We start from the raw sequence: 15,757 nt of genomic DNA on the forward strand, positions 1-15,757 counted from the left end.
GTATCTGCGCGCACTGCAACGAGTCCCTCGGCCCCGGGGCGCTACTCACTGCGCAGCGCCACCACCGGATGCAAGCGGGCCGCCCGTCGTGCCGGAGCCAAGCCGGCGAGAATGCCGATCAGCGCCGCCAGTAGCAGCGCCAGCAGCAAAAACAGCGGCTGCAACGACAAGGGCAGGCCCGGCACGGCCAGGTGCAGCAGCCCGAGCAGCAGACCCACCAACAGCAAACCCAGCAGACCGCCGGCCAGGGATAACAACGTCGCCTCGGCGAGAAACAGCCCGAGCACCTGCCGCGGGCTGGCGCCAATCGCCCGCAAGAGACCGATTTCCGCCGTGCGCTCGCCCACCGTGGTGGTCATGATCGTGAGAATGCCGACGGCGCCGACCAGCAGGGAAATCCCCCCCAAGGCCCCGATGGCCAAGGTCAGGGTGCCGAGGACGCGGTTGAAACTGCGGAGCATGTCGTCCTGGGTGGTCAGGCTGAAGTCCTCCTCGCCGTGCCGTTCGCTTAGCACCTGGCGAATCTGCCTGCCCAGCACCCGCGAAGTGGTGCCGGCGCTGAATACCATATGGATTTTGACCACCCCGGTTCGGTTGAACAGGCTTTCGGCCGAATCCACCGGGATGTAGGCGATATCGTCGAGGTTGAAGCCGAGCAACTGGCCCTTCTTCTCCATTACCCCGATCACCCGGAAACGGACGCCGCCGACACGGATCAGTTCGCCCAGCGGATTGCGGGCACCGAACAGCTCGACGCGCAGCTGATGGCCGAGCACCACATAGGGCGGCGAACGACCGTCACGGGCCGCGGGCAGGAACTCCCCCAGGCTCAGCCGCATGCGCCAGGCCGCTGCCATTTGGTGGCCGCCACCGACAATATCGCTGCGCCGGCTCAGCTGACCGAACTGGACATCCCCGCTGCCCTGAATGATCGGCACCGCCGCCTCGACATGCGGCAAGCGCCGCAGTGCGTCGGCATCACTGATGGTCAGCGGCCGCACACTGCCGAGCAGGCCGCCGAGGCCGCTGGTCTGCGTCTTGCCCGGGCGCACGGTAATGATCCGCGTACCGAACTGCGAGAAATTCTCCAGCACATAGCCGCGCACCCCTTCGCCGATGGCCGTGAGCAACGCCACGGCGGCAATCCCGATCGCCACCCCGAGCAGGGTCAACAGGCTGCGCAAAGGTCGGCTGGTCAGCGCCGTACTGGTCAGCCGCAAGCCATCTTGCCAACGCATCAATGGGCTCCCGGCGGGCGCAGCGCCGCCACCGGCTCCAGCGCCGCGGCCTGGCCGGCCGGCAGCCAGGCGAACAGCAGCGCCGTGCCGAGCGCCAGCAACACCGCGCTCGCCCGCGCCCACCAGGGTGCGTAAAGCGGCAGATCGAACGCCAGACGCCCGAGCCAAAGCAAGGTTTCGGCCAGCAGTAGCCCTGCCAGTGCCCCCGCCAGGGCGAGCAACGCCGCCTCGCCGAGAAACAGCAGGCGCAGCTGCGCCGCCGTCACGCCGATGGCTTTCAGCACGCCAATCTCGGCGGTACGCTGGCTCACTGCGATCCAGGTCACGTTCATGATCAGGATGCCCGCCACCAGCAGGCTGATCGCGGCAATTCCGGCCACCGCCAGGGTCAGCACCGCGAGGATCTCGTCGAAGGCGCTGAGCACGCTGTCCTGGCTGATCAGGGTGATGTCCTCCTTACCCTCGTGGCGCTCCTTGAGCGTGGCGAGTATCAGCCGCTTGCTGCGGTCCAGAAAGCTCGGCCCATGAACCTCGACAAACACCCGCAACAACCCCTCACGGTTGAACAAGGCCTGGGCACTGGCCACCGGGATGATCAACATTTCAGCGAAATCCATCCCCAGGGATTCGCCGCGCTCGCTGAGGATGCCGACCACCCGGAAGCGCCGGTCGCCCGCGCGCAGCCATTCGCCCAGGGCCGGCCGCGCACCGAACAGCTCACGCTTGAGTTTGCCGCCGATCACGCAGACGGCCTCGACCTGCTCCGGGTCCAGCACCGGCAGGGGTTGGCCCTGAGCGACCGTCAGCTGGCGAATGGCGAAGAACTCCCGGCTGGTGCCCAGGGTCAGCACCTCACGGTTGCGGTTGCCGACGATCACCTCCATCTGCCCGGCCTGCAGCGGCGCGACCCGGCGGATGCCCGGCAGCCGGGCGATGGCCTGCACGTCCTGCAGGGTCAACTCGTGCGGCGTCAGGCCGGTGAGCGGCGGCATGCGCCCGGTGGTTTCCTTGCGTCCCGGGAACACGATCAGGATGTCGCGCCCGAGCAACGAGAACTCATTGAGGACGAAGGCTCGCGCCCCTGCGCCAAGACCGGTAAGCAGGTTGACCGCCACCACCCCGATAGCGACGGCCAGGAGCAGCATCAGGCTGCGCGAGCGGTGCCCACGCAAGGCGCCGAGCCAGAAGCCCAGGGTATCGGCAGCGCGCATCAGGCCGACGCCCGCGGCGGCGAAGCACTGACGATCTGCCCATCGCGCATGTGCACCTGCCGCTGCGCACGGGCGCCCAGGCTGTCGTCGTGGGTCACCACGATCAGGGTCAGCCCTTCGGCATTGAGCTCTTCGAGCAGGCTGAAGACCTCGGCGCCGGCATGGCTGTCGAGATTGCCGGTGGGCTCGTCGGCCAGCAGCAGCGCCGGGCGCATGACCATTGCCCGGGCGATGGCGACACGCTGGCGCTGGCCACCGGACAACTCGGCCGGGCGGTGGGCCGTGCGGTCGCCCAACCCCAGACGCGCCACCAGTTCGTTGCTGCGCGTGCGCCGTTGTGCCGCGTCGATGCCGGCGAGAACCATCGGCAGCTCGATATTTTCCAGCACCGTCAGCCGCGCGATCAGGTGGTAGGACTGGAACACGAAGCCGATCAGCTGGCTGCGCAACTGGGCACGTCGAACCTCACTCAACGTCGCCGTGGCTTCGTCCTGCAGCCAGTACTCGCCGGCGCTCGGCGCATCGAGCAAACCGAGGATATTCAGCAAGGTCGACTTACCCGAACCCGACGGCCCCATCACCGCCATATAGTCACCGGCGGCGACATCCAGGTCCAAGCCATCCAGCCCCATCACCTGCTGCTCGCCCAACTGGAAGCTGCGGCTCCCACCGCGCAGGCGGATCATTGCTCAGGCTCCGCAGCATCCTCCGGGATCACCGCCACGGCATCCTTGAGTCCTTCCTGATCGAGGCTGGCAACGATACGCGAGTCCTCATCCAACCCTGCGAGCACCTCGGTCCAGCGCCAGTTGCTCAGCCCGGTTTGCACCGCCACCTGGCGCAACACCCGGGCGCTCGGGTCATAGCGCAACACGTGCTGACCCTCGAGCAGCGTCTCGGTGGGAATGCGCACGGCATTGGCGCGCTGCTCCAAGAGGATCTCGACATCGGCGCTATAGCCGGTGAGCAAGGCCAGGTCAGCCGGCGGCTGGTCGAAGCGCACCTCGACATCGACGGTGCGCGCCTGCTTCTCCAAGTCACGCACATAGGGCGCGATACGGCTGACGCGACCGGCAAAATGCTGGCCACGGAAGGCATCCAGGCTGATCCGTACGGCGGTTCCAGGGCGAACCCGGGCAGCGTCCACCTCATCGATCGGTGCCTCTACATACAGACAGCTGTCATCGATCAGATCGACCGCTGGCGGCGTGGGAATACCCGGCGGCGAAGGGGTGACGAACTCACCGAGTTCGCCGTTGATCTCTGCGACTATGCCGGCGAAAGGTGCCCGCAGGGTCGCCTGATCCAGCAGCGAACGCTGCAACTGCAGGCTGGCGTCGGCCTCGCGGATGAGCACCGCGCTGGCACTGCAGATCAACTTTGCCAGTTGGGCCTTGGTTTCGGCCTGATCGAGGCGATCGGCGGCAACCAGCTTGCGGTCAGCCAGGTGGCGCAGGCGATCGAGGTCGCGCTGATCCAGACGCGCCTGCTGGCAGCGCTGTTCGCGGGCGTTGCCTTGGGCCTCCAGGCGCGCCTCGGCCTCCTGCAACCGCGCCTGCTGCTCGTCTTGCCGCAGGCGCATGAGCACCTGACCCGGCTGAACCCGCTGGCCCTCGCCGATCAGCAACTCGGCAACCTGGCCGCCGACATTGAACGACAGATGCGAGCGTCGACAGGATTTCAGCGTACCCGCGCGGGTATTGGCGACCAGCGTTTCCACCGGCCCACGCGCAACCTCAAGCAGCCTGACGGGCAGCGGTTGAGGACGAGTCAGCCAGCCGCCCAACAGCACCAGACAAGCCAGTATCGACGAGCCAATCAACAATTTGCGCATGTGCCGAATCTCCTCCCCACACGGCTTGAGCCTAGGTCAGCGGGGCAAAAGAACAACGCAAACGCCATTTATCTGACTACTTTCTGACGAGCGTCAGATTAATGACGAATGAGATTTACTTTCTGTCGCAAGTGCTTCTGCGAACGGTTGCCAGCGCAACAAAATTCCTGGCCGCGGAAGCGCTACGGCATCGAAATATTCCCGCAAACTGTGTCACGCTTTGCCCCTAGCCATTGCGCGGAGCCCAGCCATGAACAGTGAACAAACCACCCCACAAGTCGAGCGCGTGGAGCTGGACGAACTGGTCTGCTGGCGGGTACGCACCGCGAAGGCGGAGCTGCTGGTGGCACAGCAAGGCGCGCAGGTATTGAGCTACCAAGAGCATGGCCAACCGCCGCTGATCTGGCTCAGCGAACAAGCGGCCTACAAGAAGGGTCAATCGGTGCGCGGCGGAGTGCCGGTGTGCTGGCCCTGGTTTGGCGACCTGTCGCGCAACCCGCACAGCGTCCAGGCGATGCACCAGGGCGGTAGAGTCGGCGTACCGGCCCACGGTTTGGTACGCGGGCTGGACTGGCAATTGCTCGGCATCGACACCGAAGATTCAACCGTGCGCCTGGAGTTCACCTTCAGTCCTACGCATAACAACCTGCCGGGCTGGTCGCATGCGGTCGAACTGCGACTGAGCATCCACCTCGACGACCGCCTGAGCCTGAGCTTGACCAGCCACAACCTGGGTGACACTCCGGCAGCCCTGTGTCAGGCGCTGCACACCTACTTCGCCGTCAGCGACATCCGCCAGGCCAGCGTCGAAGGCTTGACCGGCACCCACTACATCGAAACACTCGAAAGCTGGACGCCGTGCCAGCAGAGCGGCGCCCTGCACTTTCGCGGCGAGACGGATCGCATCTACCTGAATACCCCGCCCCAACTCAGCATCCTCGATCCTGGCTGGCAGCGACGGATCCAGTTGCGCACCAGCGGCTCACGCTCGGCCGTGCTGTGGAACCCATGGACCGACAAAGCCCATCGCCTCAGCCAATTCGCCGATGACGCCTGGCAGCGCATGCTCTGCATCGAAACCGCGAACGTGCTGGACGATGTGCTGCTACTGGCTCCCGGCGAACAGCAGAGCATGGCAGTGACGTTGTGGGCCGAGTCGTTGAGCGACTGACCGGCAGCGCACCTACGGCGAGCGCCTCCACGCCAGAGCGGAACCGAGAGGGCACAACGGCGCACCACGGATTGCTGTACGGCAGAAATGTCGTTTACTTAGAGTCAGGCACAACACGGGGTGGCGAAGCCGATGCATCCACTCATCAAGCTCGGTCTGGCGGGAGTGTTGATCGCGGGTTCTGCACTCGCGGCCTGGAGCGCTTACTTTCCGCTGCAGGCAGCAAGGGTTCTGAGTCGGCCCATGGCGCCGCAGACCAACACCCTCGCCCTCGCGACATCGGTCCAAAAGCCGACTGCCGGCCCCTACCTGTTTCGTAACGCCAATCTGCAGATCAGCTTTCCAGCCAGCATGTTGGAGAACGAAACCCAGCTGCTGGAGATCAGCTACGCGGTATCGACGCACGCTGTCTATGCGGGGCCACTGTTCGACAAAAGAGACACCAGCGGCAGCCCTTTATCAGACTCATTACCCACCGACTGGACACATGACCGCCTCGACAGGAAGGTCACCTTCGAGCTCAAGTCTTCCGGTTTCGCTATAGAGCCGTCGGAGACGATTGAAAAAGGCGCCGATTCCAGCTTGCCGATCCATGCAGCCTGGACAATTACCCCGGTCGGAGCGGGTAATCGAACGCTGCTTTTTCGCCTTGCCGAGGAGCCACTCAAGGGCGGGCTTGCTGCATTCCACGCAACGACCGTCACGGCGGCGACCCTCAACGGCCAGCAAAGCCTGGCGACTGACAAAGGCTATTACCCACTGCCGATTTCGGTCAAAACCTTCTGGGGCGTTTCAAGCCGGGTGGTCGCCATCGTTGCCGGCGTGATCGCCCTGGTCGGCTTTATCCTTTCATGGTCCGTGCTTGAGAGCTTCTTCAAGCGCAGGCTGCGCGTTGACGAGTAGAACCATCCGTCCGCAGGCAATACAGGCCCTCAACCCAGGGCCGTATCCAGAAACATCATCACCGCAAAACCCGCCATAAGGCCGAGGGTGGCGGGCGTCTGGTGGCCGTTGCGGTGGGTTTCCGGGATGACTTCATGGGAGACCACGAAGATCATGGCGCCGGCAGCCAGGCCGAGACTGACCGGGTAAGCAATCGCGAAACCGCTGGAGATGCCCACGCCGATCAGTGCGCCGATCGGCTCCATCAGGCCAGTGGCCACGGCGACCAGGGCCGCTCGTAGCGCCGACAGGCCCGTGGCGCGCAGGGCCAGGGCCACGGCCAGGCCTTCGGGAATGTCCTGGATCGAGATCGCCGTCGTCAGCGGCAGGCCGACGCTCAGGTCGCCGTTCGAGAAGCTCACGCCGATGGCCATGCCTTCCGGGATGTTATGCAGGGTAATCGCCAGAACGAATAGCCAGACGCGGTTGATACGCTCGCAATCCGGGCCGCAGGGGCCGCTGCTCTCATGCTCGTGCGGGGTAAAGCGGTCGAGCCCAAGCATCAATAACACGCCCAGCCCGAGGCCGATCACCACCGTAAGGGCCGCCAGTGGGCCGCTGCCGGTGATCTCCTTGGCGGCGCTGAGGCCGGGCAGGATCAGGGAGAACGAACTGGCCGCGAGCATCATGCCGGCGGCGAAGCCGAGCATGGTGTCCTGGGTACGCGCGCTGATGTCGCGCAGCCCTATGGCGAGCAGGGCGCCGAATGCGCTGGCGCCGAAGCCGGCCAGGCCACCAAACATCGCGTAACGCAGGTTACTCGGGCTCTCACCCTGGAAGGCCGTGATGGTGCTGGCGGCCAGCAACCAGGTGATCGCCAGACAGGCGACTGCCAGGCCGAGCGCGGTGTACGGGTTGGCCTGCGCCTGGGCGAACCAGGCGCTGCGCATCGAGCTGAATTGAGTCTGTGTGCTTGGCATAGAGTCACCGAGTGGTCGGCTGAATTCCCGGCTTCAAGACTAAGCGCTATTGATTTGACTAAGATATTAGAAAAAATCTATGGCTGCGTGCCGTGCCAGCGATCAGGCACAGCGCGAGCTTTGCTGTCGGAGCGGGCTATAGATCGGCGTCCACCACGACCCGCACCTTGCTCGCATCCAACGCGTAGGCGGCATCGGCCAACTCGTTGCTGACCGGCTCGACCTTGAGCGTGCCGCTGACCCAGAGTGGGGTATATATATCGTCCAGCGGCAAGCCTTCGGGGTAGCGCACCAGCACCAGCTGGTTGGGCGGCGGTGGCGGCACGTGGATGCAGGCGCCGGGGTACGGGACGAGGAAGAACAGCGTGCTGCGGCCTTCGCCATCGGTTTCCAACGGCACCGGGTAGCCGCCGAGGCGGATCTGTTTGCCGTTCATGGCGGGCACGGTCTTGGCCGAGTACATGACGGCCGGCAAACCCTTTTCCTGCTTCAGCCCGCCCTTGCCATCGAAGGTACGATTCGCTTCGGGTGTGTCGTGGCTGATCTCCGGCATGGCCTCGAGGGCCTTCTGGTCGGATTTTGGCATCAGTTCGAGCCAGTCGATTTCCGGCAGTTCGGCATGGGCAAGGCTGCCGAGCAACAACAACGGGATCAGGATCGAACGGCGCATGACAAGACTCGAGGAGAAAACGGGGGAAGCGCTGCCGGCACCCTCCCCCTCGCGGGAGAGGGGCGAGCCAGTCAAACTCAGCTCTTTTTCACCAGGCTGTAGATCACCAGCAGGACCACGGCGCCGACTACCGCACCGATAAACCCGGCCCCCTGGCCGGCCTGGTAAAGACCCAGTGCCTGGCCGCCGTAGGTGGCTGCCAGCGAGCCGCCGATGCCGAGCAGGATGGTCATGATCCAGCCCATGCTGTCGTCGCCCGGCTTCAGGAAGCGTGCGACCAGGCCGGCCAGCAGACCGATGAAGATGGTTCCAATGATGCCCATAAAACATTCCCTCCGTGAGATTGGCTAATAACCTGTTCACTCGCGGCTGCACGTGGCCGTGCGCCGTCGCAACAGGTCATAGGGCCTGAGCCTAGTCACAACCCAGATACCCTGCAATGAGACGGATTTACCGTGCACAGGTTCCCACCACACCCGGATTTCGCGGGCGAAAGCGGGCGTCCGTGGGCTCAGGCTTTGCCGATCAGCGTCTCGACGGCGGTGATCTGCCGGTCCAGCGTGGCCCGGTCCGGGCAGCGCAGGGTGGCGTGACCGACTTTGCGGCCAATTTTGAAGGCCTTGCCGTAGTGATGCAGGTGGCAATCCTCGATGGCGATCACCTTGTCCACCGGCGGTACTTCGCCAATGAAATTGAGCATGGCGCTTTCGCCGATCTTCTCAGTCGAGCCCAACGGCAGGCCGGCGACGGCGCGCAAATGATTCTCGAACTGGCTGCACTCGGCGCCTTCGATGGTCCAGTGCCCGGAGTTGTGTACCCGCGGGGCAATTTCGTTGGCCTTGAGGCCGCCGTCGACTTCGAAGAACTCGAACGCCAGCACGCCGACATAGTCGAGCTTGCTCAGCACCCGGCCGACATAGTCTTCGGCCAATTTCTGCAACGGATGCGCGCTGCTGGCGATGGACAGGCAGAGGATGCCGCTCTCGTGGGTGTTGTGCACCAGCGGGTAGAAGCGCGTTTCACCATCGCGGGCGCGCACGGCGACCAGCGAGACTTCACCGCTGAACGGCACGAAACCTTCGAGCAGGCACGCCACGCTGCCCAGCTCGGCGAAAGCGCCCGCCACATCGGCGGCCTTGCGCAAAACTTTCTGGCCTTTGCCGTCGTAGCCGAGGGTACGGGTCTTCAGTACCGCCGGCAGGCCGATGCTGGCCGCCGCAGCGTCCAGATCCGCTTGCGACTGGATGTCGGCGAACGCCGGCGTGGGAATGCCGAGCTCCTTGAACATCGACTTCTCGAACCAGCGGTCGCGGGCGATGCGCAGCGCTTCGGCGCTCGGGTAGACCGGCACGAACTGCGAAAGGAAGGCCACGGTTTCCGCCGGCACGCTCTCGAATTCGAAGGTCACCAGGTCGACTTCGTCGGCCAGCTGCCGCAGGTGATCCTGGTCGCTGTAATCGGCGCGGATATGCTCGCCGAGGGCAGCCGCGCAGGCATCCGGCGCCGGGTCGAGAAAGGCGAAATTCATTCCCAGCGGAGTACCCGCCAGCGCCAACATGCGACCCAGCTGGCCGCCACCTATTACACCAATTTTCATTTGTAGAGCCCCTTTCAGTAGGTGGCGAGACCAAGCAGTTAAGCGACGCACGCAGCGCAGAAAGCGGCGTTTACACGCGAGTAAATGAGCATTCCGAGCAGCGGACGGCGCTCAACTGCGCCGCGTCGCAGCCCTGATGGAAGGGGCTCTCAGGCCTCACGCGGGTCTGGATTGTCCAGCACGCTGTCCGTCTGCTCAGTGCGGAACTGTTTCAGCGCGGCATGGAAGTGCGGGTGCTGGTGGCCGAGGATGCTCGCCGCCAGCAGGGCGGCGTTGACCGCGCCGGCCTTGCCGATGGCCAAGGTGGCGACCGGAATACCGGCGGGCATCTGCACGATCGACAGCAGTGAATCGACCCCCGAGAGCATCGACGACTGCACCGGCACGCCGAGCACCGGCAGGTGCGTCTTGGCCGCACACATACCGGGTAAATGGGCCGCGCCACCGGCACCGGCGATGATCACCTGGATGCCACGTTCTTCGGCCTGTTCAGCGTACTGGAACAGCAAATCCGGGGTGCGGTGGGCGGACACCACCTTGACCTCGTAGGGGATGCCCAGCTTGTCCAGCATGTCGGCGGTGTGGCTAAGGGTGGACCAATCGGACTTGGAGCCCATGATCACGCCAACCAGTGCGCTCATCGTCGTGCCTCTTCTTCATTTTCATTGGCGCCCATGGGCGCGGCAAAAACTAACAAGCCACGCTGGAGACCAGGCGTGGCTTGTGTGCGAATGCTTCTGTGTGAAAGACCAGGGCCGGTGCGGGGCCGGCCAAAGGCCGCGCAGTATACCGCAAAGCCCGAGCCCGCGAGTACCCACAATGACCGTCCGTCCAGCACCTTGGCATGCAGCGAAAACCTGGCGGTTTAAGCGCATGCCAAGGGTAGCTTGAGCTTCGTAGGCTCAACCCGACCCATGGGAGCCTTACTCCACCGCGCCAACCCCCGCCTCCAGCTTGCGCCAGAGCAGACGCACCGAAGCCTTGCGCACCAGCGCGCAGCGGTACAGGCGGATCTCCAGCGGCACATGCCACTGGGGCCCGCCGCACTCCAGCAATTCACCGCGCGCCAGTTCGGCGGTGATGCTCAGGCGCGGCACCCAGGCCACGCCCAAGCCCTGCAGCGCCATGCTTTTGAGGCTGTCGGCCATCGCCGTTTCGTACACCGTGGTCGAACGCAAACCGCGCTGGCGCAGCAACAGGTTCACCGAGCGACCGAGGAACGCGCCCGCGCTGTAGGCCAGCAACGGCACGCTCAGGCCACTCTCCAGATCGAACAAGGCCCGACCATCGGCCCCGGCGGCGCATACCGGCAACATCTCGGTGCGCCCCAGGTGCATCGAGGGGAAGATTTCCGGGTCCATCTGCAAGGCCGCGTCCGGGTCATAGAAAGCCAGAATCAGGTCGCAGGCGCCTTCGCGCAGGGCGTGCACCGCCTCGCCGACGTTGGTCGCCACCAGGCGGCTGGCGATATTCAGGCCCTCGTTGCGCAAGCGCGCGATCCACGGCGGGAAAAACCCCAGCGCCAGCGAATGCGCGGCGGCGAACTGCAACACCTCGCCCTGCTGGCCCTCCAGATGATGCAGATGGCGCACCACATCGCCGAGCTGCTCGATCACGCTGCGCGCGGTGACCAGGAACAACTGCCCGGCCTCGGTCAGTTCCACCGGCGTGCGGGCACGGTTAACCAGGGTCAGCCCCAAGGCTTGCTCCAGGCTGCGAATCCGCCGGCTGAAGGCTGGCTGCGTGACGAAGCGCTTCTGCGCCGCCTGGGAGAAGCTACGGGTGGCCGCCAGGGTGACAAAGTCATCCAGCCATTTGCTTTCCAGATTCATACGACCTCACACCTATCCTGGTTGCATCGCTATACGCCGTGATGAGCGGCGGACTGTTCGCTGCCCGCCTGAGTCCGCCCTACGCTCGCCAGTCGGCGGCAGTCACAGCAACATTATGCCGATTGTGCATACCCCAGTGTTTAACAGCATTGGCCGACCGGCCCGCCCAGGCCTAGTCTAATCGGCATCGCGGCTCAGTCCGTGCCTACCCTGAGATGACTCACATCATGTCCCCTGCTGCATCCTTCCGCGTCGAAAAAGATCTGCTTGGCAGCCTCGAAGTTCCGGCTGAAGCCTATTACGGCATTCAGACCCTGCGTGCCGTGCATAACTTCCGCCTGTCCGGCGTGACGCTGTCGCACTACCCGAAACTGGTGGTCGCCCTGGCGATGGTGAAACAGGCCGCCGCCGACGCCAACCACGAACTCGGCCACCTCGACACCGCCAAGCATGCAGCGATCAGCGCAGCCTGCGCACGGCTGATCCGCGGTGAGTTCCACGAGCAGTTCGTGGTCGACATGATCCAGGGCGGCGCCGGCACCTCGACCAACATGAACGCCAACGAGGTGATCGCCAACCTGGCACTGGAGGCCATGGGCCACGCCAAGGGCGAGTACCAGTACCTGCACCCGAACAACGACGTGAACATGGCGCAGTCGACCAACGACGCCTACCCGACCGCCATCCGTCTCGGTCTGCTGCTCGGCCACGACGCCCTGCTGGCCAGCCTCGACAGCCTGATCCAGGCCTTCGCCGCCAAAGGCGTCGAATTCAGCCACGTGCTGAAGATGGGCCGCACCCAGTTGCAAGACGCCGTGCCGATGACCCTCGGCCAGGAATTCCGCGCCTTCGCCACCACCCTCGGCGAAGACCTGGCACGCCTGAAAAGCCTGGCGCCCGAGTTGCTCACCGAAGTGAACCTCGGCGGCACCGCCATCGGCACCGGCATCAACGCCGACCCCGGCTACCAGCACCTGGCGGTAGAACGTCTGGCGCTGATCAGCGGCCAGCCACTGGTACCGGCCGCCGACCTGATCGAGGCGACCTCGGACATGGGCGCCTTCGTGCTGTTTTCCGGCATGCTCAAGCGCACCGCGGTGAAGCTGTCGAAGATCTGCAACGACCTGCGCCTGCTCTCCAGCGGCCCGCGCACCGGGATCAACGAGATCAACCTGCCGCCGCGCCAGCCAGGCAGCTCGATCATGCCCGGCAAGGTCAACCCGGTGATCCCGGAGGCGGTCAACCAGGTGGCCTTCGAAGTGATCGGCAACGACCTGGCGCTGACCATGGCGGCCGAAGGCGGCCAGCTGCAACTGAACGTGATGGAACCGCTGATCGCCTACAAGATCTTCGACTCGATCCGCCTGCTGCAGCGCGCCATGGACATGCTGCGCGAGCATTGCATCGTCGGCATCACCGCCAACGAAGCGCGCTGCCGCGAACTGGTGGAAAGCTCGATCGGCCTGATCACCGCGCTGAACCCTTACATCGGCTACGAGAACGCCACCCGCATCGCTCGCATCGCCCTGGAAAGCGGCCGCGGCGTGCTGGAGTTGGTGCGTGAAGAAGGCCTGCTCGACGAGCTGATGCTGGCCGACATCCTGCGCCCGGAAAACATGATCGCACCGCGACTGGTGCCGCTGAAGGCTTGAGTCAACGCATACGCTCACCAGGCTGAGGGGCCACTCTTCCCTCGCCTTTCAGGAGATGAGGTCAACACCTCATCTCCTTTTTTTATGCGCTAGAAAACCGACCAGCCAATGCGCTGACTGAGCAGCTCCAGCGCGGCCATGCCAACCAGCGAGTTGCCGGCGGCGTTCAGCTCGGGCGACCAGACGCACACGGTGAAACGCCCCGGCACCACCGCGACAATCCCACCGCCGACGCCGCTCTTGCCCGGCAAACCAACGCGATAGGCAAAATTGCCAGCTTCGTCATACAAGCCGCTGGTGGCCATGATCGAGTTGACCTGCTGGGTCTGCCGCGTTGTGAGGATCTGCGCGCCGCTGTGCTTGCAGAACCCATCGTTGGCCAGAAAACAGAAGGCCCGCGCCAGGTCGACGCAGCTCATGCGCAGCGCACAATGGCTGAAGTAACTGCGCAGCACCGCCTCGACATCGTTGTGGAAGTTGCCGAACGACTGCATCAGATAGGCCATGGCCGCGTTGCGCGCGCGGTGCTGGTATTCCGACTCGGCGACGCGCTGGTCGACCAGCACTTCCTGATTGCCGCAAAGACGCCGGACGAAATCACGCATCGACAGCGCCGGCGCGGCGAAGCGCGACTGGTTGATGTCGCAGATTACCAGGGCGCCGGCATTGATGAACGGGTTGCGCGGCCGGCCACGCTCGAACTCCAGCTGCACCAGCGAGTTGAACGGCTGCCCGGAAGGCTCATGGCCGAGGCGCTGCCAGATCGCTTCGCCGGAGTGCTCGATGGCCTGCACCAGGCTGAACACCTTGGAAATGCTCTGCACCGAGAACGGCGTCTGCGCGTCGCCGGCACAGAACAGCTCGCCGTCATTGGCGTACACGGCGATGCCCAATTGCCGGGCCGGCACATCGGCCAGCGCCGGGATGTAATCGGCTACTTTGCCCTGACCGATCAAGGGGCGAACTTCGTCGAGAATTTCGTTCAACAGCGCTTGCATGCTCAGGCTCGCAGTCACTCCCCGGTCGGCACCGGGGCTACCGTTGCTAGACGCTGGGCACCCGGCTCAGAGCACAGCCCTCACCGCCAGGCCTTCGTCAACGCCTGCAACGCTTCGGCAATCCGCGCTTCATCGACCCCGGCAAAGCCCAGCACCAGACCGGCGCGCCCATCCTCGGTGCCGGGCGAGTCCGTCAGCCAGTAATCGCTCAGGGCGTTCAGTTCAACGCCGACCGCCGCGGCTTTTTCGATCAGCTCGGTCTCGCGTGCGCGGCTCGCCACCCGCACGCTCAGGTGCAGGCCGGCATCCACCTGCGGCAGCGGCTGACAACCGGCAAGCGTGGTTGGCCAGCCGCGCAACACGGCATCCCGCCGCGCCTGCGCAGCCCGGCGCATACGGCGGATATGCCGCTGGAAGTGGCCGGCGGCAATGAATTCGGCCATCACCGCCTGAGTGCCGATTTCCGAATGGCGCACACCCAGCGCACGCAGTTGCGCAAATGCCTCGGCCAACGTCGGCGGCACCACCAAGTAACCCAGACGCAGGCCGGGAAAAGCGATTTTCGAGAAGGTGCCGACATACAGCACACGGCCATGCCGATCGAGCGCCGCCAAGGGCGACAGCGGCGTACCGCGATAACGGTATTCGCCGTCGTAATCGTCCTCGACTATCCAGGCCTGCGCGCGCGCCGCCCACTCCAGCAACTCCAGGCGCCGCGGCAGGGACAAGGTCACACCGGTCGGGTATTGGTGCGACGGCGTGACATAGGCCAGGCGGCAATCCTTGAGCGCCGCCAGCTGCGCGGTATCGAGGCCGTCCTGATCGACCGCGATGCCATGCAGGCGCGCACCCGCGACAGCAAACGCGTTGCCGGCGGCGCGATAGCCGGGGTTTTCCAGCGCCACGCCATCGCCCACTTCGAGCAGGACCTGGGCGCACAGACTGATGGCCTGCTGCGCGCCGCTGGTGATGATCACCTGCGCCGGATCGCAAACCAGGCCGCGACTATTGCGCAGGTAAGCGGCAATCAACTCGCGCAAGCGCGGGTCGCCTGCCGCATCGGCATAACCCAGGCTCTCCAACGGCGGATGGCGCCAGAAGTTGGCCTGCAGACGCGCCCAGATTTCAAAGGGGAACAAGTCGAACGCGGCGATGCCGACCCGGAACGCACGTGGCGCGCCAGGCCGCGGCGGCGGCAAATGGTGCTCGCGCAAGCGCTGCAACAGGCTGCTTTGCGGCGCATCCAGTGGCGCGGCCAGTGGTTTGCTCTGCAGCTTGCTGCCCGCCGCTGCCGCAACGGCCAGATCGACGACATAAGTACCATCGCCAATCCGCCCTTCGAGGTAGCCCTCGGCATACAACTGGTCGTAAGCACGCACCACGGTATTGCGCGAAACGCCCAACGCCGCCGCCAGATCGCGGCTGGCCGGCAGGCGCACACGGCTCAACTGCCCGCCGAGAATGCGCTCGCGCAGCGCCTGGTAAAGCTGGCGCGCCAGGCCCTGGCGTCGATCCAGCTGAATACCCGAGGGGTCGAAGGGCAAAGGTGGTGGTGGGTTGCTGCGGGACATGGGCGCTCAACCATGGAGGGGTCGCCACAGCCTAAATTGGCTCCATGAAAATTGCCATGAATGGCTCTTACAACGGACCAATAGCTGTCCTAGGATCGTCCTATCCCGCTGGAGAACCGTC

The 15,757-nt window shown here is 64.8% G+C and carries 15 protein-coding genes; 3 read left to right on the plus strand and 12 right to left on the minus strand.

Annotated elements, in window-relative coordinates; genetic code table 11:
- Positions 1–41: 41 nt before the first annotated feature.
- Genes AC3IYG_RS22005 through AC3IYG_RS22020 form a run of 4 tightly spaced genes read right to left on the minus strand, consistent with a single transcriptional unit; the run spans position 42 to position 4,283 of the window.
- Positions 42–1,238 (minus strand): ABC transporter permease, encoded by a 1,197-nt coding sequence (locus AC3IYG_RS22005; protein WP_489311589.1) that lies wholly within the window; start codon positions 1,236–1,238, stop codon positions 42–44.
- Entirely contained in the window at positions 1,238–2,449 is a 1,212-nt protein-coding gene (locus tag AC3IYG_RS22010) for an ABC transporter permease (protein WP_489311590.1), read from the minus strand. Before AC3IYG_RS22010 ends, AC3IYG_RS22005 begins: the two co-directional genes overlap by 1 nt.
- A complete protein-coding gene (locus AC3IYG_RS22015) occupies positions 2,449–3,135 on the minus strand; it encodes an ABC transporter ATP-binding protein (RefSeq protein ID WP_489311591.1) in 687 nt (228 codons plus the stop codon). The genes AC3IYG_RS22010 and AC3IYG_RS22015 overlap by 1 nt, the downstream gene beginning before the upstream one ends.
- Positions 3,132–4,283: an efflux RND transporter periplasmic adaptor subunit gene (locus AC3IYG_RS22020; RefSeq protein ID WP_489311592.1), complete on the minus strand. Its 1,152-nt coding sequence runs from the start codon at positions 4,281–4,283 to the stop codon at positions 3,132–3,134. The genes AC3IYG_RS22015 and AC3IYG_RS22020 overlap by 4 nt, the downstream gene beginning before the upstream one ends.
- Positions 4,284–4,533: 250 nt before the next feature.
- Here AC3IYG_RS22020 and AC3IYG_RS22025 point away from each other — a divergent pair, with 250 nt between their 5' ends.
- Both AC3IYG_RS22025 and AC3IYG_RS22030 read left to right on the plus strand, forming a co-directional pair.
- Entirely contained in the window at positions 4,534–5,454 is a 921-nt protein-coding gene (locus AC3IYG_RS22025; RefSeq protein ID WP_489311593.1) for a D-hexose-6-phosphate mutarotase, read from the plus strand.
- Positions 5,455–5,586: 132 nt separating this feature from the next.
- The gene (locus AC3IYG_RS22030; protein WP_489311594.1) at positions 5,587–6,357 is read left to right on the plus strand and encodes a hypothetical protein; all 771 of its coding nucleotides are present in this window, start codon (positions 5,587–5,589) and stop codon (positions 6,355–6,357) included.
- A 29-nt stretch (positions 6,358–6,386) separates the two neighbouring features.
- On the opposite strand, the gene AC3IYG_RS22035 is transcribed toward AC3IYG_RS22030, so the two are convergent.
- The 6 genes from AC3IYG_RS22035 to AC3IYG_RS22060 form a co-directional block, all read right to left on the minus strand.
- Positions 6,387–7,316, minus strand: coding sequence for a ZIP family metal transporter (locus AC3IYG_RS22035; protein WP_489311595.1), 930 nt, complete (start codon positions 7,314–7,316; stop codon positions 6,387–6,389).
- A gap of 136 nt (positions 7,317–7,452) precedes the next feature.
- A complete protein-coding gene (locus tag AC3IYG_RS22040) occupies positions 7,453–7,986 on the minus strand; it encodes a DUF3299 domain-containing protein (RefSeq protein ID WP_489311596.1) in 534 nt (177 codons plus the stop codon).
- Between the two features lie 77 nt (positions 7,987–8,063).
- Positions 8,064–8,309: a GlsB/YeaQ/YmgE family stress response membrane protein gene (locus tag AC3IYG_RS22045; RefSeq protein WP_489311597.1), complete on the minus strand. Its 246-nt coding sequence runs from the start codon at positions 8,307–8,309 to the stop codon at positions 8,064–8,066.
- 188 nt (positions 8,310–8,497) lie between these two features.
- Complete coding sequence (locus AC3IYG_RS22050; protein ID WP_489311598.1) at positions 8,498–9,583, minus strand: 5-(carboxyamino)imidazole ribonucleotide synthase; 1,086 nt, start codon at positions 9,581–9,583, stop codon at positions 8,498–8,500.
- Between the two features lie 149 nt (positions 9,584–9,732).
- Complete coding sequence (purE, locus tag AC3IYG_RS22055) at positions 9,733–10,224, minus strand: 5-(carboxyamino)imidazole ribonucleotide mutase (protein ID WP_489311599.1); 492 nt, start codon at positions 10,222–10,224, stop codon at positions 9,733–9,735.
- A gap of 282 nt (positions 10,225–10,506) precedes the next feature.
- A complete protein-coding gene (locus tag AC3IYG_RS22060; RefSeq protein ID WP_489311600.1) occupies positions 10,507–11,415 on the minus strand; it encodes a LysR substrate-binding domain-containing protein in 909 nt (302 codons plus the stop codon).
- A 227-nt stretch (positions 11,416–11,642) separates the two neighbouring features.
- Here AC3IYG_RS22060 and aspA point away from each other — a divergent pair, with 227 nt between their 5' ends.
- Entirely contained in the window at positions 11,643–13,067 is a 1,425-nt protein-coding gene (aspA, locus tag AC3IYG_RS22065) for an aspartate ammonia-lyase (RefSeq protein ID WP_489311601.1), read from the plus strand.
- 89 nt (positions 13,068–13,156) lie between these two features.
- Here aspA and glsB read toward each other — a convergent pair whose 3' ends face one another.
- Both glsB and pdxR read right to left on the minus strand, forming a co-directional pair.
- Positions 13,157–14,065, minus strand: a complete 909-nt coding sequence (glsB, locus tag AC3IYG_RS22070) for a glutaminase B (protein WP_489311602.1) — start codon at positions 14,063–14,065, stop codon at positions 13,157–13,159.
- 80 nt (positions 14,066–14,145) lie between these two features.
- Positions 14,146–15,636 carry a MocR-like pyridoxine biosynthesis transcription factor PdxR gene (gene pdxR / locus AC3IYG_RS22075; protein ID WP_489311603.1) on the minus strand — a complete coding sequence of 497 codons (1,491 nt, stop codon included), beginning with the start codon at positions 15,634–15,636 and terminating at the stop codon, positions 14,146–14,148.
- Positions 15,637–15,757: the final 121 nt, after the last annotated feature.

This window comes from Pseudomonas sp. KH_027 (assembly GCF_057838565.1).